This window comes from Azoarcus sp. KH32C (assembly GCF_000349945.1).
Lineage (GTDB): Bacteria > Pseudomonadota > Gammaproteobacteria > Burkholderiales > Rhodocyclaceae > Aromatoleum.
Map to the genome: position 1 here is coordinate 1,132,124 of NC_020516.1, position 18,647 is coordinate 1,150,770.

At 65.9% G+C, this 18,647-nt stretch carries 17 protein-coding genes; 12 read left to right on the plus strand and 5 right to left on the minus strand.

Annotation, left to right across the window (positions count from 1 at the left end; all coding sequences use genetic code 11):
• The first annotated feature begins 78 nt into the window (after nucleotides 1-78).
• The 4 genes from AZKH_RS05140 to AZKH_RS05155 all read left to right on the plus strand — a co-directional run bounded on the left by AZKH_RS05140 (nucleotide 79) and on the right by AZKH_RS05155 (nucleotide 7,273).
• Entirely contained in the window at nucleotides 79-3,882 is a 3,804-nt protein-coding gene (locus AZKH_RS05140) for a YhdP family protein (RefSeq protein WP_015434683.1), read from the plus strand.
• A gap of 5 nt (nucleotides 3,883-3,887) precedes the next feature.
• The gene (locus tag AZKH_RS05145; RefSeq protein WP_015434684.1) at nucleotides 3,888-4,727 is read left to right on the plus strand and encodes a carbon-nitrogen hydrolase family protein; all 840 of its coding nucleotides are present in this window, start codon (nucleotides 3,888-3,890) and stop codon (nucleotides 4,725-4,727) included.
• 100 nt (nucleotides 4,728-4,827) lie between these two features.
• The gene (gene tldD / locus AZKH_RS05150) at nucleotides 4,828-6,273 is read left to right on the plus strand and encodes a metalloprotease TldD (RefSeq protein ID WP_015434685.1); all 1,446 of its coding nucleotides are present in this window, start codon (nucleotides 4,828-4,830) and stop codon (nucleotides 6,271-6,273) included.
• 28 nt (nucleotides 6,274-6,301) lie between these two features.
• Complete coding sequence (locus AZKH_RS05155) at nucleotides 6,302-7,273, plus strand: D-glycerate dehydrogenase (protein ID WP_015434686.1); 972 nt, start codon at nucleotides 6,302-6,304, stop codon at nucleotides 7,271-7,273.
• 31 nt (nucleotides 7,274-7,304) lie between these two features.
• Here AZKH_RS05155 and AZKH_RS05160 read toward each other — a convergent pair whose 3' ends face one another.
• On the minus strand, nucleotides 7,305-8,753 hold the full coding sequence (locus AZKH_RS05160) for a sigma 54-interacting transcriptional regulator (protein WP_051071645.1): 1,449 nt from the start codon (nucleotides 8,751-8,753) through the stop codon (nucleotides 7,305-7,307).
• Nucleotides 8,754-9,229: 476 nt separating this feature from the next.
• On the opposite strand from AZKH_RS05160, the gene AZKH_RS05165 reads away from it, so the two are divergent.
• Nucleotides 9,230-9,868 carry a polymer-forming cytoskeletal protein gene (locus AZKH_RS05165; protein ID WP_015434688.1) on the plus strand — a complete coding sequence of 213 codons (639 nt, stop codon included), beginning with the start codon at nucleotides 9,230-9,232 and terminating at the stop codon, nucleotides 9,866-9,868.
• Nucleotides 9,869-9,893: 25 nt separating this feature from the next.
• Here AZKH_RS05165 and AZKH_RS05170 read toward each other — a convergent pair whose 3' ends face one another.
• Genes AZKH_RS05170 through AZKH_RS05180 form a run of 3 tightly spaced genes read right to left on the minus strand, consistent with a single transcriptional unit; the run spans nucleotide 9,894 to nucleotide 12,721 of the window.
• On the minus strand, nucleotides 9,894-10,256 hold the full coding sequence (locus tag AZKH_RS05170) for a PilZ domain-containing protein (RefSeq protein ID WP_015434689.1): 363 nt from the start codon (nucleotides 10,254-10,256) through the stop codon (nucleotides 9,894-9,896).
• 35 nt (nucleotides 10,257-10,291) lie between these two features.
• A complete protein-coding gene (locus tag AZKH_RS05175) occupies nucleotides 10,292-10,951 on the minus strand; it encodes a lytic transglycosylase domain-containing protein (RefSeq protein WP_015434690.1) in 660 nt (219 codons plus the stop codon).
• Between the two features lie 21 nt (nucleotides 10,952-10,972).
• Nucleotides 10,973-12,721: a proline--tRNA ligase gene (locus AZKH_RS05180; RefSeq protein ID WP_015434691.1), complete on the minus strand. Its 1,749-nt coding sequence runs from the start codon at nucleotides 12,719-12,721 to the stop codon at nucleotides 10,973-10,975.
• A 150-nt stretch (nucleotides 12,722-12,871) separates the two neighbouring features.
• On the opposite strand from AZKH_RS05180, the gene AZKH_RS05185 reads away from it, so the two are divergent.
• The 7 genes from AZKH_RS05185 to coq7 all read left to right on the plus strand — a co-directional run bounded on the left by AZKH_RS05185 (nucleotide 12,872) and on the right by coq7 (nucleotide 18,032).
• Complete coding sequence (locus AZKH_RS05185) at nucleotides 12,872-13,402, plus strand: RNA pyrophosphohydrolase (protein WP_015434692.1); 531 nt, start codon at nucleotides 12,872-12,874, stop codon at nucleotides 13,400-13,402.
• Nucleotides 13,403-13,668: 266 nt separating this feature from the next.
• A complete protein-coding gene (locus AZKH_RS05190) occupies nucleotides 13,669-14,262 on the plus strand; it encodes a CBS domain-containing protein (protein WP_015434693.1) in 594 nt (197 codons plus the stop codon).
• 161 nt (nucleotides 14,263-14,423) lie between these two features.
• Nucleotides 14,424-14,843 (plus strand): rubrerythrin family protein, encoded by a 420-nt coding sequence (locus tag AZKH_RS05195; protein ID WP_015434694.1) that lies wholly within the window; start codon nucleotides 14,424-14,426, stop codon nucleotides 14,841-14,843.
• Between the two features lie 75 nt (nucleotides 14,844-14,918).
• On the plus strand, nucleotides 14,919-16,259 hold the full coding sequence (locus AZKH_RS05200; protein ID WP_015434695.1) for a heterodisulfide reductase-related iron-sulfur binding cluster: 1,341 nt from the start codon (nucleotides 14,919-14,921) through the stop codon (nucleotides 16,257-16,259).
• Between the two features lie 12 nt (nucleotides 16,260-16,271).
• Complete coding sequence (locus AZKH_RS05205; protein ID WP_015434696.1) at nucleotides 16,272-16,859, plus strand: DUF3501 family protein; 588 nt, start codon at nucleotides 16,272-16,274, stop codon at nucleotides 16,857-16,859.
• Nucleotides 16,856-17,389, plus strand: a complete 534-nt coding sequence (locus tag AZKH_RS05210; protein WP_015434697.1) for a CNP1-like family protein — start codon at nucleotides 16,856-16,858, stop codon at nucleotides 17,387-17,389. Before AZKH_RS05205 ends, AZKH_RS05210 begins: the two co-directional genes overlap by 4 nt.
• A gap of 22 nt (nucleotides 17,390-17,411) precedes the next feature.
• The gene (gene coq7, locus AZKH_RS05215; RefSeq protein ID WP_015434698.1) at nucleotides 17,412-18,032 is read left to right on the plus strand and encodes a 2-polyprenyl-3-methyl-6-methoxy-1,4-benzoquinone monooxygenase; all 621 of its coding nucleotides are present in this window, start codon (nucleotides 17,412-17,414) and stop codon (nucleotides 18,030-18,032) included.
• Nucleotides 18,033-18,088: 56 nt separating this feature from the next.
• Here the strand turns inward: coq7 and AZKH_RS05220 are convergent, their stop codons facing one another.
• The gene (locus AZKH_RS05220) at nucleotides 18,089-18,508 is read right to left on the minus strand and encodes an OsmC family protein (protein ID WP_041655938.1); all 420 of its coding nucleotides are present in this window, start codon (nucleotides 18,506-18,508) and stop codon (nucleotides 18,089-18,091) included.
• Nucleotides 18,509-18,647 lie beyond the last annotated feature (139 nt).

An 18,647-nucleotide genomic window follows, 5' to 3' on the forward strand; every position in this document is an offset into this window, starting at 1 on the left:
TCATTCACTATGACTTCTCCCGATCCCTCCTCCGCCGATATGACCCGCAGGTCGCCGACCTTCCTTCGAGGGCGGTGGTTGCGCAAGGTCATGGTCGCGGTGACGATCGTGTGGTTCGTGTGCGGCGCCTCCTTCCTGCTTGTACGTGAAGTCATCGTGCCGCACGTCGGTGAGTTCCGGCAGCAGATCGGCGCGGCAATCAGCGATGCGGTCGGGCTGCCGGTGGCGATCGAGGCGCTGTCGGCGGATCTCAGCGGATTGCGGCCGCGTCTGCATCTGTCGGGCGTTCGTCTGCTCGACCGCGAGGGACGCCAGGCCTTGCGCCTGGAGGCAGTCGATGCGACGGTCGGCTGGTCGTCGATCCTGCGTGGCGAGCCCTATTTCCATCGCCTGGAATTTAGGGGCCCCCAGCTTTCCCTGCGCCGAGAGGCGGACGGTGAACTCTACGTCGCGGGTACCCATGTGGACCGCGACGGTTCCGACTCGGCTTTCAGCGACTGGCTCTTCGCGCAGCACGAGATCGTCATCCGCAACGCGAGCCTGGACTGGTCGGACGCGATGCGCGGCGCGCCTGATCTGCATCTCGACGAGCTCGATTTCCGGATGCGGCGCTCGGGCGGGCACTACCGCTTCGGACTGCGTGCGCGCGCGCCGGCCGAGTTGGCGGAAATGGTCGATCTGCGGGGCGATCTGTCCTCGTCGACGCCGCGCGAAGTCGCTTCCTGGTCCGGCCAGGTCTTCGTGGCCGTCGATGAGGCGGATCTCGGCGGCTGGCGAACCTGGGTCGATTATCCGGTGCCGGTCACCGGCCGCGGCGGCGTCCGGGCGTGGATCGGCATGGGACGCGGTACGATCGACTCGCTGGCCCTCAACCTCGCGCTCGACGACGTCCGTACGACCCTGGGCGAAGGCTTGCCGGAACTCGAGCTCCAGAGCGTGCGCGGACGCTTCTCCGGGCGCCGGACGTCGTCGGGATTCGATCTGTCGCTGGCCGGGCTGCAGCTCGTGACCGGGGACGGCGTGCGCGTCGAACCGACCGACCTCGGCCTGACCTGGCGCGACGCGACGAAGGAAGGCACCTTCACGTCGAATCGGCTCGACTTCGCTGCGCTTGCGCGTCTGGCGGGACATCTGCCGGTCGATCCGACGGTGCATAAGCAGCTGGCGGCCTTCGCGCCGCGCGGCCGCGTTGAAGACGTGCGCGTTGCGTGGCGCGGTCCGGCGGATCAGTTGCAGGCCTGGAAGCTGCATGCGCGCTTCTTCGACCTCGGACTCGAGCCCCAGGGTATCGTCCCCGGGATGTCCGGCATGTCGGGCGAAGTCGACGGCGACGAACGGGCGGGGCGCTTCCGTCTCGTCGGTAACCGCGCCACGCTGGAACTTCCGGCGGTGTTCCCCGAGCCGCATCTCGGGTTCTCGATGCTGCGCGCCGACGGCGGTTGGTCACGCCCGGGCGAGCGTCTGCAGATCGGGATCGACAGCCTGAACTTCGAAAACCCGGATGCCGCGGGCTCGGCGTCCGGCCATTACTGGCCCGCCGCCGAAGGTCCCGGCGAAATCGATCTGTCGGCGCGGCTCACGCGCGCCGACACGCAGGCTGTGTGGCGATATCTGCCGCGCGTCGTCAACGATGAGACGCGCAACTGGCTGCGCCACGGCATCGTTGGCGGCCGGGTGCCGGATGCGCGTCTGCGACTCAAGGGCAAGCTCGCAGATTTTCCATATCGGGACGGCAAGTCGGGGCAGTTTCTGGTGACGACGCGTGTGTCCGGGGCGCGGCTCGATTATGCGGAAGGCTGGCCGTCGATCACCGGGATCGACGGCGAGGTGCGTTTCGAAGGGCCGGGCATGCGCATCACGGCCGAGCGCGCGCAGATCTTCGGCGCCGCGCTGGCCGGTGTCGTCGCCGACGTGCCGGACCTCGACGCGCGCCACGGTGAAATCATGACGATCCGCGGCCGCGCGAGTGGGCCGACCGCGGAGTTCCTGCGCTTCGTGTCCGAGAGTCCGGTGTCGCGGCATATCGACGGCTTCACCGACGGGATGCGAGCGGAAGGCTTCGGCGCCTTGGATCTCAAGCTCGTGATGCCGCTACGCAACATCGATTCCACGACGGTCCGTGGCGAATATCGTTTCACGGCCAACCGGCTGTGGGTTGTGAATGGTCTGCCGCCCTTTGCGGATGCGGTCGGCACGGTGAAGTTCACCGAAAAGGATCTGTCGATTCCCGAGGCGCGCGCACGGCTGTACGGCGAACCGGTGCGCCTGTCGGCCGCCACGGGCAAGGACGGTGGCGTGAGTTTCGTTGCCGCGGGCGGTGCCAGGCTGCAGGCGGTGCGGGAAGCCCATGACTGGCCCGTGCTGGAGCACGTGTCCGGCACTGCCCAGTGGCAGGCACAGGTGGACGTGCGGGCGCAGGGCAGCCACGTCGCCGTCCAGTCCGATCTCTCCGGCGTCACCTCGAGTCTGCCTGAGCCGTTGAACAAGAGCGCTGCCGCCGCGTGGCCGGTCAACGTCGCGCTCGATTTCCCCGCCGGCGGCCAGCGGGAGTCGGTACGCGTGAATCTGGACGGCCGCGCCGAGCTGCGCTTCGAACGGCGGCGGAGCGGAGACAACTGGGAGATCGCCCGCGCCGGACTTGGTATTCGCACGGCTGCGCCGGAGTCCGACCGTGGGCTGGTCCTCGCCGTGAAGACTGATGATCTCGACGTCGACGCTTGGCGCAAGGCCCTCGATCCGGGCGGAGGCGGTGCCGGCGCCCATGGCGGCAAGATGCCGCTCAGCGTTGCCGCTGTTGACCTCGATGCGCGCCGCGTGACCGCGCTGGGCCATTCGCTTTCGGCCGTGCGCTTGAACGCGCGGGCCGACGCCGGCGGCTGGAAGGGGCGTGTAGCGAGCCATGAGGCCGAGGGCGAGTTCGACTGGCGCGATAGCGGAGATGGCACCCTGCGCGCCCGGCTCAAGCGGCTCGCGTTGGGGGGCGACAAGAGCGAGCCCGAAACAGGCGGTGATGGCGAGCATGACGACGCAGGCGAGGAGCCGCAGCGCTTGCCCGCGCTCGACGTGGTGGTCGAACAGTTCGCCGTGCGCGGCGTCGAATTTGGCAGGCTCGAACTGCAGGCACGCAACCGTGGCGGCATGTGGCACCTCGACTCGGTCGCCGTTTCCAATCCGGACGGACGGCTCGCAGGGTCTGGACAATGGCGGCCGGGCACGCGCCCGCAGACCGACCTCGACTTCCGCCTTGAAACCCGGAACGTCGGCCAGCTCGCCAGCCGGCTCGGGTACGGCGAGGTCGTGCGCGGCGGCAAGGCCGTGCTCGCAGGCCGGATGGCCTGGCGCGGCGCGCCCACGCGCATCCATTACCAGTCGCTGAACGGCACGCTGATGGTCCAGGCCGAAGACGGCCAGTTCCGCAAGCTCGAACCCGGCGTCGGCCGCCTGCTCGGCGTGCTGAGTCTGCAGGCGCTGCCGCGTCGCCTGACGCTCGATTTCCGCGACGTGTTCAGCGAAGGATTCGCCTTCGACAGCATTTCCGGTAGCATCAAGACGACGGGCGGCGTGATGCGCACCGACGGGCTGAATATCCGGGGCCCCGCGGCGCGGATCAAGATGAGCGGGTCGGTCAACCTCGAGGACGAGACGCAGGACCTGCGCGTGACGGTCCAGCCGACCTTGTCCGAGTCGGTCGCGATCGGCACGGCCGCAGGCCTCATCAATCCGGTCGCTGGCGTGGTGGCCTACGTCGCGCAGAAGGCCCTGAGCGATCCACTCGAAAAGCTCTTTGCCTATACCTACGCGGTCACCGGGAGCTGGTCGGACCCGAAGGTCGAAAAGATATCCGTCGCGGCGCCGTCATCGCCGCGCCCCAACCAGGAGTAAGCCGCGTGAGCCAGTCTGCTTCGCATTCGCCGTCATCGCCGGTCCGGATCGCCGCGGTGCAAACCGTTTCCGGCCCCGACGTGGCCGAGAATCTCCGTGTGGCCGGCGAGCTGATTGCCGAGGCCGCGGTCGCCGGTGCGAAGCTCGTCGCCCTGCCCGAGTACTTCCCGCTGATCACCGCCGACGAAACCGTCAAGGTCGCGATTCGCGAGCCGGAGGGCAAAGGCCCGCTACAGGATTTCCTCTCCGACACCGCCCGGCGTCATGGCATTTGGCTCGTCGGCGGAACGATCCCGATGGTCGCCACCGACGGCGCCAAGGTACGCAACAGCACCCTGGTGTTCGATCCGCGCGGCGAACGGGCCGCGCGCTACGACAAGATCCACCTCTTCGGTTTCCAGAAGGGCGTCGAGCGCTACGACGAGGCGGCGACGATCGAGGCCGGCCGCGAGGTCGTGACCTTCGACGGCCCTTGCGGACGCGTCGGCCTGTCCGTCTGCTACGACCTGCGCTTCCCGGAGCTCTTCCGCGCGATGGGGCCGGTGAACCTGATCATCCTTCCTGCTGCTTTCACCTACACGACCGGGCGCGATCACTGGGAAGTGCTGTTGCGCGCCCGCGCGATCGAAAACCAGTGCTACGTGATGGCACCGGCGCAGGGCGGGCGCCACCCCAGCGGACGCGTCACCTGGGGCCACACGCTGATTGCCGACCCGTGGGGGCAGGTGCTCGCGTGCCGCGACGAGGGCCCGGGCGTGGTCTTGGCCGACCTCGAACCGGACCGCATCGCGTCCGTGCGCGAGAGCCTGCCGGCGCTGCGCCACCGCTGTCTCGGAACCGATTGATGCCGTGCCCGCGGATCGCCATTACGGCGATTTGCGATTCACGCCCGACCTAATTTGCTCGTGGGCTGTCCAACTGGCCAGACCCCATACTGGAATGATCATGACCCAACAACAGAACCTCCTCCAGGTTGCCGACCGCTTCCTCCTCAATCCCTACGGACTCGGTGGCGCCGAACTCGAGAAGGTGTTCGGCAAGCTGATGCGGCACCGCCTCGATTACGCCGACCTGTACTTCCAGTATCAGCGTTCCGAGGGCTGGAGCCTCGAGGAAGGCATCGTCAAGTCGGGCAGCTTCAACATCGAGCAGGGTGTCGGCGTGCGGGCGATCAGCGGCGAGAAGACGGCTTTCGCCTACTCCGACGACATCGCGATGCCGGCGCTTGTCGCCGCCGCCGAAGCGACCCGCGCGATTGCGGAGGCCGGCAAGCAGAGCCGCGTCGCCATCGCCCCCTATTCGAACATCGTGCCGCTGTACCGCGGCGACGACCCGCTTGCCTCGCTCGACGACACCGCCAAGGTCAAGCTCCTCGAACGCCTCGAAGGCTTCGCCCGCGCCGAGGATTCGCGCGTCTCGCAGGTGATGGCACACATCGCTGGCACCTGGGAAGTCGTGCTCGTGGCCCGCAGCGACGGACACATGGCGGCCGACGTGCGTCCGCTCGTGCGTGTGTCGGTCACCGTGATCATGGAAGACAAGGGCCGGCGCGAACAGGGCAGCGGCGGTGGCGGCGGCCGCTACGACTACACCTATTTCGACGACGAGCGCCTGCGCGAATACGCGCGTGCGGCTGTTCACCAGGCGCGCGTCAATCTCGACGCCAGCCCTGCGCCCGCCGGGACGATGACCGTTGTGCTCGGGCCGGGCTGGCCCGGCATCCTGCTGCATGAGGCGATCGGTCACGGCCTCGAAGGCGACTTCAACCGCAAGGGGAGTTCCGCCTTCTCGGGCCGCATCGGCCAGCAGGTCGCCGCGAAGGGCGTCACCGTCGTCGACGACGGCACGCTGCCGGATCGCCGCGGTTCGCTCACCGTCGACGACGAAGGCAACCCGACCGAACGCACCGTGCTGATCGAGGACGGCATCCTTACCGGCTACATGCAGGACACGATGAACGCGCGCCTGATGGGCGTGAAGCCGACCGGCAACGGCCGCCGCGAATCCTTCGCCCACCTGCCGCTGCCGCGCATGACCAACACCTATATGCTGAACGGCGACAAGGCCCCCGAAGAGATCATCAAGTCGGTGAAGAAGGGCCTCTACGCGGCGAACTTCGGCGGTGGCCAGGTCGATATCACGTCCGGCAAGTTCGTGTTCTCGACCGCCGAGGCCTATCTGATCGAAGACGGCAAGGTCACCCGCCCGGTGAAGGGCGCCACCCTGATCGGCAACGGCCCGGACGCGCTGACGCGGGTCGCGATGATCGGTAACGACATGGCCCTCGACCCGGGGGTCGGCACCTGCGGCAAGGACGGGCAGAGCGTGCCGGTCGGCGTCGGCCAGCCGACGCTGCGCATCGATGGGCTGACCGTCGGTGGCACCGCCTGACGGGCGCCGGCAACCGGGAGGCCATCGCATGAGCAGACCCCGCATCGTATTGACGCGCCGCTGGCCCGCTGCCGTGGAGCAGCGCTTGGCCGAGCGCTACGAGGTGGTCGTGAACGAGGACGACCATCCGCTTTCGCCCGCCGAGCTGCGCGACGCGCTGATGAGCGCCGATGCGGTGCTCACCACCGTCAGCGACCGCATCGATGCCGAGGTGCTCGCCGTCGACGCGCCGCGCGCGAAAGTGCTCGTCAATTACGGGGTCGGCTTCAACCACATCGATGTCGCGGCCGCCACGGCCCGCGGCATTGTCGTCACCAACACCCCGGATGTGCTGACCGACTGCACCGCCGACCTCGCGCTGACGCTGATGCTGATGATCGCCCGTCGCGCCGGAGAGGGCGAGCGCGAAGTGCGCGCCGGCGCGTGGTCCGGCTGGCGGCCGACGCATCTCGTCGGCTCGCGCGTCTCAGGCAAGATCCTCGGCCTCATCGGCATGGGCCGCATCGGCCGGGCCGTCGCGCGCCGCGCCCAGTTCGGCTTCGGTATGCAGGTGCTGTACTTCAACCGCAGCCCGGTGCCGGCGAGCGAGCTCGAAGGGCTCGATGCCCGCGCCTGCCATTCGGTCGAAGAGGTGCTCGCCCGCGCCGATTTCGTCTCGCTGCATTGCCCGGGCGGCGTCACCAATCGCCACCTGATCAACCGCGAGCGTCTCGCGCACATGCAGCGCCACGCCTTCCTCATCAACACGGCACGAGGCGACGTTGTCGACGAGGCGGCGCTCGCCTGGGCGCTGACCAACGGCATCATCGCTGGCGCCGGTCTCGACGTCTATGAAGCCGAGCCGCACGTGAACGAAGACCTGCTGGCGCTTCCGAACGTCGTGCTGCTGCCGCATCTGGGCAGCGCCACCGAGGAAACGCGAGTCGGCATGGGCCTGCGTGCGATGCAGAACCTCGACGCCTTCTTCGACGGACGCACTCCCCCCGATCGGGTCGCCTGAGCGGAAGCCTCTCTGCTCCGCGGCGAGGCCGTCAGCGGTCCGTCTTCCTTCGCCCGTGTTGCGTCGGGCGGTAGCTCCCACGGAACAGCCCCGGTGTCAGCGCATGGCGCTGTAGCAGGCGATAGAACTCCGTGCGGTTGCGGTCCGCGAGGCGTGCCGCATCGGAGACGTTGCCGTCCGTGAGCTTCAGGATCCGGATCAGGTAATCGCGCTCGAAGCGCTGCCGCGCCTCCGCATAGCTCAGCCGCTCGTGTGCTGTCCCGCGCAAGGCGCGCTCGACCAGCGTCAGCGGAATCAGCGGCGTCGTCGCGAGCGCGCAGGCCTGCTCGACGACGTTCTGCAGCTGACGAACGTTGCCGGGCCACGCGGCACTCGCGAGCGCCTGCAGCGCGTCGGGCGCGAAGCCATGCAGGCGCTTGTGGTACTTGCGCGCCAGATTCTGCAGGAAGAGGCTCGCCAGCAAGGGGATGTCCTCGCGCCGCTCCTCCAAGGTCGGTAGCGACAGGCTGACGACGTTCAGGCGATAGAAGAGATCCTCGCGGAAGAGTCCGGCTTCCCGTGCCGCCTCCAGGTCGCGGTGCGTCGCCGAGATGATGCGCACGTCGATCTTTTCCGCACGCGTCGATCCCACCGGGCGCACCGCACGCTCCTGTAGCACCCGCAGCAGCTTCACCTGCAAGGCAAGCGGCATGTCGCCGATCTCGTCGAGGAACAGCGTGCCGCCGTTCGCCGCGACGAAGAGTCCCGTGTGCGCCGTGGCCGCCCCCGTGAAGGCGCCCCGGGCGTGGCCGAACAATTCGGATTCGAGCAGGTTTTCCGGGATCGCGCCGCAGTTGATCGCGACGAAGGGCGCATCGGCGCGCGGGCTTGCCCGATGGATGGCACGAGCGAGCAACTCCTTTCCGGTGCCGCTCTCGCCCTGGATCAGGATGCTCGCGTCCGACGCCGCCACCAACTGCGCCTCGTCCAGCATCGACCGCATGCGGCTGCTGTGGCTGATGATCTCCTCACACCAGCTCGTGTCGCGCCGTTGCGGGGCGTCGTCCGGGGAGGGGCCGCTCATCTGCAGCGCCTGTTCGATCCGGGACAAGAGCATGCGGCTGTCGAAGGGCTTGGTGACATAGGCGAAGACGCCTCGCGAGGTCGCCTCCACGGCGTCCTCGATTGTGCCGTGGCCGGTCAGCAGGATCACGGGCAGCGCTGGGAAGCTGCGGCGGATCTCGCTGAACAGCACGAGGCCGTCGGACCCGGGCAGGCGCACGTCGCTGATCACGAGATCGAAGCGCTCGGTCGCCAGACGGGCCAAGGCTTCTTCGGCGCTAGCGGCGGTGTCGATCTCGTAGCCATGCTCGCGCAGCCGCTTCGAAAGCAGACGCAGCAGACCAGGGTCGTCATCGATAAGCAGGATGCGGGATCTGCCGCGCGCCAATGACGCTGTGGGTGAAACGGGCGTGGCCGCGCGGTGTGGGTGGGCTTTCATACTGCATTCACCGTGTTGGGGCTCAAGCGACCCGCTCTTGCGGCGGACTTGTTCTCGTGCCGGATATCTCTGATGGCTGATGGTCGGGGCGATACCCCGTCCTGTGTCCCCGACGCGGCAGCAGCGGATCGGCTTCCACCGATTCGTCATCGCTGCATGCGTGGCGCGTTTAGGGGAAGTGTACGGGGCGCGTCCGACCGATCGCGGTAAGGAAATGCAAGGCCATGTTTCAGTAGGAGGTCTTGTCGGTCTAGAGCGACGTATAGAAATATAAGTAAATCAGCGATTTGGGGTTCTGGTCTGTTGTATGCGTCGTCGGACGGCGACATATCTGCGCAAACTTCTTCATGTGGTTTCGAGATCAATCATGAAAAAGTCAAGTAAATCAGTCACGTGCGCGGCATGGTGCGGCTCTTGCCATGGTCTTGGGGACGTAAACCGTCCGAAACGAGCATCCAACGAATCAAGGAGAGACCATGTTCAACAAACCCGCACTGTTTCCCAAGGTTGCAGAAGGCCAGAATACGCGTGGTTCCGGCCCCGGAGTGGCGGGCACATCGGCAGGTACATCGAGCGCACAGGCGTCCAGCCTCGCGCGCGGGCTGACGGACACGACACGCCCCGCTTCCGATACGACCCCGGCTGCTGCCAGCGGTTCGACCGAAGCCTCGACCGTAACGACGAGCACCGAGACGACCGACGCCGAGCGCCAGGAAACGGGCAGCCGCTTGATCGTCGGACCGAACGTCAAGCTGCGCGGCGCCGAAATCCTCGACTGCGACACGCTGGTCGTGGAAGGGCGGGTGGAGGCGACGATGGATAGCCGCGTGATCCGCATCGCCGAGAACGGGGCCTTCTCGGGTACTGTCGGTATCGACGTCGCCGAGGTGCATGGCCGTTTCGACGGCGAACTGACCGCGCGCAGCCAACTCGTGATTCATTCGACGGGTCGTGTCAGCGGCAAGATCCGCTACGGCAAGATCCTGATCGAAGAGGGCGGCGAGATCTCCGGCGACGTGCAGTCGATCGCCGCGTCGCAGGGCGGTGCCGGCAAGGAGCCGATGCGCTCGGTGGTGCGCGAAGAGTCGCCGATCAAGGTCGCGGTCGGCAGCTGAGGTTTGGCTGCCCGGTCCGCCGGGCTCAATGGTCGTCGTCTTCGTCGAAGGCGACCGTGAAGCGCGACAACAGTGCCTGCAGGGCGGCACTGTTGTCGGGCTTCTCCAGTTCGAACAGCCGGAAACCGGTGCTGAACAGCTCCGGATTGGTATCTCGTCCGGACCACATCGATTTCGCGATCAGCTTGACGCTGCGCGGATTCCCATGATCGTCGGGCAGGTCGATGCGCAGGCGGTAGAGGCGGTCGACCGGCAGCCTACTCGGCCCATAGACGAGCAGCCCGCCCTTGCTGATATCCCCGATCCGCCCGATGAATTGCCCTGTCTCGTCGTCGTAGACGCGAAACGAAATGGCGATCGAGCGGCGGCGATACAGTCGGTGTTCCATTCAGACTCCAGCTTTCGTGACGGCGGCGGATGCGTTCAGTTCCTGTGGGTGCGCCCGTCGTCCGAGGCGAACTTCAGCGATTGGTAGGCCCAGCGTCTTTCCCAGGCCGTCCGCACCATGTTCGGATATTCAGGTTTGCCGAGGCTGCCGTTGTAGCGGCCGAGCGCGCGATACAAATCGCCGCGTTCGATATCCAGATAGTGGCGCAGGATCGTGCAGCCGTAGCGCAGGTTGGTCCGCAGGTTGAACAGGTTGTCGTCCGGCTGGCCGATCAGCTTCGTCCAGAACGGCATCACCTGCATGAAGCCCCGCGCGCCGGCGCTCGACACCGCATACTTGCGGAAGGCACTTTCGACTTCGACGAGGCCGAGGACCAATTGTGGATCCAGTCCGGCGCGAGTGGCCTCGTAGTGCACCGAGACCAGCAGATCCTCGCGATAGGCGCGGTCGGGAATGCGCCGCTCGAGCCGCCGCGACATCTCTCCGAGCCAGCGCGCCCGCTCCACGGGATCGGCGATCAGCAGCTCAGGCGCGCGCATGTCGCTCACCGCGGCGTGCAAGGCTGCACGTACGCTCGCCGCCAGCGGCTCATAGAGCTGGTTGCCGGCATGGGCGAGCATAGCCGTTGCCGCGAGCGCCATCGCCAGAAGCGCGCGCGACAAGGCACCTGACAGGATCCGGCGGCTCGACGTCATCCGTGTCGTTATAGCCGAGCCTTACGCCGTCTGCAGCTTCGCGGCGACGAAGGCGGCGAGTTCGGCCACCGGCACCTTGGTCGCCTCGGCATCACGCCGGCCCTGGTATTCGGCCACGCCTTCCTTCAGACCGCGGTCGCCGATCACGACGCGGTGCGGCACGCCGATCAGCTCCCAGTCGGCGAGCATGACGCCCGGCCGCTCGTCGCGATCGTCGAGAATCGCATCGACGCCCGCGGCGATCAGACCCTCGTACAGCTTCAGCGCCTCCTCGCGCACCGCTTCCGACTTGCCCCAGCCCACCGGGCAGACGACGATGCGGAAGGGGGCGAGCGCGTCCGGCCAGATGATGCCGCGAGCGTCGTTGTTCTGCTCGATCGCCGCGCCGAGGATGCGCGTCACGCCAATCCCGTAGCAGCCCATCTCGAAGTGCTTCGGTTTGCCGTCCACATCGAGGAAGGTCGCGTTCATCGACTTCGAATACTTGTTGCCGAGGTAGAACACGTGGCCGACTTCGATGCCGCGCTGGATCGCGAGCTTGCCCTTGCCGTCCGGGCTCGCATCGCCCTCGATGACGTTGCGCAGGTCGACGACGAGATCCGGTTCGGGCAGGTCGCGGCCCCAGTTCGCACCGGTGAAGTGGAAGTCCTCCTCATTCGCGCCGCAAATGAAATCCGCCATGTTGGCGACGGTGCGGTCGGCGACGATCTTCACCGGCTTCTTCAGGCCGATCGGGCCGAGGTAGCCGGGCTTGCAGCCGAAGTGCTCGTCGATCTCGGCTTCGGTCGCGAAGCGGAAACCGGCCTTCAGGCCCTCGACTTTGCTCGCTTTCACCTCGTTCAGTTCGTGGTCGGCGCGCACGAGCAGCAGCCAAACGGTGATGCCCTTCGGCTGGCCCTTGTCGTCCTCGTCGTCGGTTGCGAGCACTAGCGACTTGACGTTCGTCGCGAGCGGCACGCCCAGCAGCTCGGCGACGCTCGCGCAGGTCGTCTTGCCCGGAGTCAAAGTCTTTTCGAGCGCCTTCGTCGGTGCGGCACGCGAAGCGAGCAGCGGCAGCGCCTCGGCAAGTTCGATATTCGCCGCGTAGTCGGAATCCGGGCAGTAGACGATCGCGTCCTCGCCCGTGTCGGCGATCACCTGGAACTCGTGCGAGCGGTCGCCGCCGATCGCGCCGGTATCCGCCGCGACGGCCCGGTAGGTCAAGCCCAGGCGGTCGAAGATGCGGCAGTACGCGGCATACATCGCGTCGTACGTGCGACCCGCGGCCTCGACGTCACGGTCGAAGGAGTAAGCGTCCTTCATCGTGAACTCGCGCCCGCGCATCACGCCGAAACGCGGCCGGCGCTCGTCGCGGAACTTCGTCTGGATCTGGTAGAAGTTCTTCGGCAGCTGGCGATAGCTCTTCAGCTCCTGGCGTGCGATGTCGGTGACGACTTCTTCCGAGGTCGGCTGCAGCGCAAAGTCGCGCTCATGGCGATCCTTGAAGCGCAGCATCTCGTCGCCCATCTTCTCCCAGCGGCCGGTCTCGGCCCACAGCTCGGCCGGCTGCACCATCGGCATCGTCAGTTCGAGCGCGCCGGCGCGGTTCATCTCCTCGCGCACGATGTTCTCCACCTTGCGGATCACGCGCAGCCCCATCGGCAGGTAGCTGTAGATGCCGGCCGCAACCTTGCGGATGAAGCCGGCGCGCAGCATCAGTTTCTGGCTGGTGATCTCGGCGTCGGAGGGGGCTTCCTTGAGGGTCGAAATGAAGTACTGGCTGGCGCGCATAGTGGGTCCGCGGTGAGTCGATCGGGCAAACGTAACATTTTATCCTTTACCGATGCGCTCGGGTACGCGCAGCGGGGCTTAGGGCGCCGCCTTTCCAATGCATGGCAAGTGTGAAAAAATCTGTCCAATTCTTGAATTGAAGGTTCAATCATGCTCGACCGTGAAGGCTATCGCCCGAACGTCGGCATCGTTCTGGTGAACGCGCGTAACGAGGTATTCTGGGGCAAGCGAATCCGCGAGCATTCGTGGCAGTTCCCGCAAGGGGGCATCAAGCACGGTGAAACACCCGAGCAGGCGATGTTCCGCGAACTGTTCGAGGAAGTGGGGCTGCGCCCCGAGCACGTGAAGATTCTCGCTCGTACGCGTGGCTGGCTGCGGTATGACGTTCCGAAACACTGGATCAAACGCGAATGGCGCAACACCTATCGAGGGCAGAAACAGATCTGGTTCCTGCTCCGGCTGGTCGGTCGCGATTCCGACGTCTGCCTGCGTGCCAGCAATCACCCCGAGTTCGATGCCTGGCGTTGGAGCGACTACTGGGTGCCGCTTGACGCGGTGATCGAATTCAAGCGCAAGGTGTATCAACTGGCCCTGCTTGAATTGGCACGCAACCTCTTCCGGGTGAGTCCGCAGGATCTCCCCGAGGCCTACCGGGCCGGCGTCGAAACCCCGGAGTCCTGAGGTCCGACCATTCGCCGTATTGCATGCCTCCGGGTATGCAGTACGGCGAATTTCTTTTTGGCGTCGGCATCGCTCGCCGGCCGCCTCCGTTGCCCCGCTTCTGAACTCGTCTGCGTCATGGCGGTCAACCTGCGGTGCCGTGTGGGTTTGGCACGGGCGCCCGGATCGGACGCCCGCTCGCGGGGCGTGGTCTGGCCACGGCAGTCGCAAGAGCCGCATTCCTGTTCCGTCGCCCCATCGTCCGTGGTCCTCAAAGGGAGGTGCATATGAACCGGGAATTCGATCCGCTTCCGCAGGCGAGCCTCGCCGGCCTGTACTGCGAAGTGGCGCACACCGATAGCACTACCAAGGTTTCGCAGCATTCCCCGGCCGTCGAGGTGATGACCGACCTGACCCGCATCCCGGCAGCAACAATATCCGCCGAAACCCCGCTGGCCGAAGCCAACCGCGCGATGATGCTGCGCGGCGTTCGCCTGCTGCTCGTGACGGATTCGCGGCATCAGGTCCGGGGTGTGATCACCGTCGCCGATCTGCTCGGCGAGCGTCCCGTGCATACGGCCCGCGAACACGGCATCCCCCCCGGTGAACTGACTGTCGCGAACGTCATGACTCCGCTGGAAAGGACCGAGGCGGTGGAGCTCGGCGAAGTCATGCGCGCCGACGTCGGCCATGTCGTCGCGACCTTGCGGCGTTCCGGACGCCAGCACGCGCTGGTGCTGGATCGGCTCGAAGGCGGACGGGGCATCATCCGCGGCATCTTCTCTCTGTCGCAGATCGCGCGCCAACTCGGCGAACCCCAGCCGCTCAGCACCGAAATCGCGCGGACCTTTGCCGAGATCGAAGCCGCCATCGCCGCGTGAAGGCGCGCTGCCGCCGCAGTGGGGCGGAGATGGGGCATAGGCTCGTCCGATAAGGGACATAGGGGCGTTCAATTGCCCTTTGGCGAAAACGCCTTCTATGTTTGAGATATCCCCGGCTGAGGTCGGGGATTCTCCATCCAACTTCTGCGAGGAGAGCAGCGATGCAACTCAAAGGATCCAAAACCGAAAGTAACCTGAAGGCCGCATTTGCCGGCGAATCCCAGGCCAACCGACGCTACCTGTACTTTGCCGCAAAGGCCGACGTCGAGGGCCAGAACGACGTCGCCGCCGTCTTCAGATCGACTGCCGAAGGCGAGACCGGCCATGCGCACGGTCATCTCGAATACCTCGAAGTCAGCGGTGATCCGGCGACCGGCCTGCCCATCGGCAAGACGCGCGCCAATCTCGCTGCGGCCATCGCCGGCGAGACCCACGAGTACACCGACATGTACCCCGGCATGGCGCGGGTTGCGCGCGAAGAAGGCTTCGAGGAAATCGCCGATTGGTTCGAAACCTTGGCGAAGGCCGAGCGTTCGCACGCCAACCGCTTCCAGAAGGCACTCGACGCCTTGCAGGACTGAGCGGCCTCGTCCCGTCTGGGCCGGGCGGTCCTGCCCGGTCGGTTTTCCGGCTCGCATCGCGAGAGGAGGGCGATCATGTCGACTCGCGAAGGCAGTCTCGAAGCCCCACGGCGCCACCCCGTCGCATGGCGCGAGGCCGATTACTACGACGACGCGTCGCTCAAGCGCGAGCTCGAACGCGTCTTCGGTATCTGCCACGGATGCCGGCGCTGCGTGAACCTGTGCAACGCCTTCCCGACCCTGTTCGACCTCGTCGACAACGGTCCGACCGGCGAAGTCGACGGCGTCGACAAGCGTGATTTCATGAAGGTCGTCGATCAATGCTACCTGTGCGACCTGTGCTTCATGACCAAGTGTCCCTATGTGCCGCCGCATGAATGGAACGTCGACTTCCCGCACCTGATGCTGCGTGCAAAGGCCGCGAAGTTCCGCAAAGGTGACGTGCGCCTGCGCGACCGCATCCTGACGAGCACCGATGCGCTCGGAAAACTCGCAGCCATTCCCGTCGTCGCGCAAACGGTCAATGCCGCCAATCGCAATCCGGCGCTACGCACGGCACTGCAGTCGATGCTCGGCGTCGACAAGCGCCGCGAGCTCCCCCCCTATGCACCGCGCCGCTTCCGCTCGACGGCAGCGACAAGCGAGGAGGGAGAGGTGCGTGACGGGGAGCGTACGCCTGGCAAGGTCGCGATTTTTGCGACCTGCTATATCAACTACAACGAACCCGGGATCGGTCACGACTTGGTCGCGATCCTCGCCCACAACGCGATCCCGACCGTGCTCGCTCCGCAGGAAGCCTGTTGCGGCATGCCGCGCCTCGAACTCGGCGACCTCGAAGGCGTCGAGCGGCTGAAGGACCTCAACATTCCAGTGCTCGCGGAGCTCGCGCATGCCGGCTACGCGATCCTTGCCGCGATTCCGTCCTGCGCGCTGATGTTCAAGCAGGAACTGCCACTGCTCTTCCCCGAGGATGCCGACGTACGGCTCGTCGCCGACGCGATATTCGACCCCTTCGAGTATTTCGCGCTGCGCTATCGCGACGGCCTGCTCAACACCGACTTCAAGGCCCCGTTGGGTAAGGTCGCGTACCACATCCCTTGCCATGGACGGGTACAGAACATCGGACAGAAGACGCGCGAACTGCTCGAACTCATTCCGGGCACGGAGGTCACGACGATTGAACGCTGCTCCGGCCACGACGGCACCTGGGGCGTCAAGCAGGAGTATTTCGAGCAATCGATGCGGATCGGCCGCCCGGTTTTCCGCCAGATGGCCCAGGTCGTCGCCGACTACATCAGCTCCGATTGCCCCATCGCCGCCCGCCACATCATGCAGGGCATCCGCGACGCCGGGACGGAGTCCAACGCGGAAAAGGCGCATCCCCTGACCTTGTTGCGTCGCGCCTACGGTTTGTAAGGAGGCAATCCGATGAACTCCATCTCCCGCGACAGCCTGATGAGTCTGGAGGAGTACGCGCGGCAGCGTGGCGCCTTCCGCCGCAACGTCATCGATCACAAGCGCAACCGCATGCTTCCGCTCGGCGAACACCTGATACTGCTGTTCGAAGACGAACTCACCATCCGCTACCAGATCCAGGAGATGCTGCGCATCGAGCGGATCTTCGAAGAAGCCGGCATCCAGGATGAACTCGACGCCTACAATCCCCTGGTGCCGGACGGCCACAACTGGAAGGCCACCGCGATGATCGAGTACCCCGATGAACAGCAACGCCGTCAACGGCTCGCTCACCTCATCGGCATCGAAGACCGCATCTGGATCCGCGTCGAAGGTTTTCCTCCCGTATTTGCGATTGCGGACGAAGACCTTGAGCGGGACAATGACGACAAGACGTCCGCGGTGCACTTCCTGCGCTTCGAGCTCGGCCGCAGCATGATCTCAGCTCTCCGTGCCGGGGCGCCGCTCGCGGCCGGTGTTGATCACCCGGCCTACAGTGTTACCGTGTCTCCGGTCGCGGAAGCGATCCGGCAATCCTTGTGTGGAGACTTGCGAATTTGACTTCGCCGCAATCAATCCTGCGCGGGGGCCTCGTGGCCCTCGCGCTGCTTTCGGGGCCGTCGATGGCGGGACTATTCAACGATGCCGACAAGAACTGGACAGAGGGCGAGTGGACCTTGCCCGCTGCCCCGAACGAGGCCGCGTTGCGCGAATTCTTCGTCAGCAGCGCATCGCCCAACAAGTTCATGATCGACGAGAGCAGCATTTCGGTCGGTCAGGACAGCGTCGTCCGCTATGTCCTGATGGTCCGCACCCCCGCCGGCGGGCGCAACGTCACCTTCGAGGGAATCCGCTGTGCAACGGCGGAATGGCGTATCTACGCGACGGGCCGGGACGGCGGCGAGTGGTCCCCCGCACGGGGCTCGCAATGGCAGCCGATCACCAACACGGCCTACAACCGCACGCGGGCTGCATTGGCCCAGGACTACTTCTGCGATGGTCCCGTGCCGCCGCGCGACCGCGACGAAGTCCTGCAACGCCTGCGCAATGCCGCTTCGGGCAAGAGCAATATGACCCACGGCGGAACCTGAGAGACACGAAGAGAGGCCACTTATGCTCGACCACCTGATCATCGGATTCGACAAGGCTCTGAGAACAGTCTTTGCGCCGGCTCGTAGTATTCGGCCCGTGCCCGGTGACGACCTCCCCGAGCCTGCGCTGACCGACGAGGAGCGTCGGCACGCGGCCGCACTGATGCGCGTGAATCATTGCGGCGAGATCTGTGCGCAGGCGCTCTATCAGGGGCAGGCCGTGATGTCGCGCGATCCGGTCATACGGCGCGAACTCGAGCAGGCATCCAACGAAGAGACCGAGCACCTTGCCTGGACCGAGCAACGCATCGCCGAACTCGGCGGTCGCAAGAGCCTGCTCAACCCAATCTGGTATGGCAGTTCATTCGCACTGGGCATGCTCGCCGGCAAGCTCGGCGACCGCTGGAATCTGGGCTTCCTCGCCGAAACCGAGCGCCAGGTCGAAGATCACCTGAGCGGACACCTCGCTCGGCTGCCGGCGGACGACGCAAAGTCGCGGGAAATCGTCGGGCAGATGAAGATCGACGAGGCACGCCATGCCGAAACGGCCGTCGGCCTCGGCGCGCATGAACTTCCCGCTCCCGCCAAGCAGCTCATGAAGCTGATGTCCCGCGTCATGACGGTCACGGCCTACCGTCTGTAAACATGCGCGGGAGGCGGGCGCCCTAGCGCTGCGGCGCCCTTTGCTGGAACAACCCCTTATTCGACCTCGACGATCGTCCACTCGTGGGTCAGTTCCGCCGTCTTCGCCAGCATGATCGAAGCGGAACAATATTTTTCGGCCGAAAGATGGATCGCGCGCTCCACCGCTTCCGGCTTCAGCCCCTTGCCATGCACCGTGTAGTGAAATCCGATCCGGGTGAAGACTTTCGGATCCGTCTCCGCGCGCTCGGCGATGAGCTTCACCTCGCAATTGCGCACGTCCTGACGTCCCCGCTTGAGGATCAGCACCACGTCAAACGCCGTGCAACCGCCCGCCCCGGCGAGCATCAGCTCCATCGGGCGCGGTGCGAGATTGCGGCCACCGGCTTCCGGCGCACCGTCCATCGTCACCAGGTGACCGGTGCCCGTTTCCGCCATGAAGGTCATCCCGTCGACCCACTTGATCGTGCATTCCATATCGACTCCGTTGTCTGCAGATTCGGCCGTTCGCATTCGGCCAGCTGCTCGCATTCTAATAGATAGCCGTTGTGCGACCGCGACAGGAAACTGCGTGTTCCGTGCGGTGCCGTATGCTGCAATGCAGCATGACAGTCGA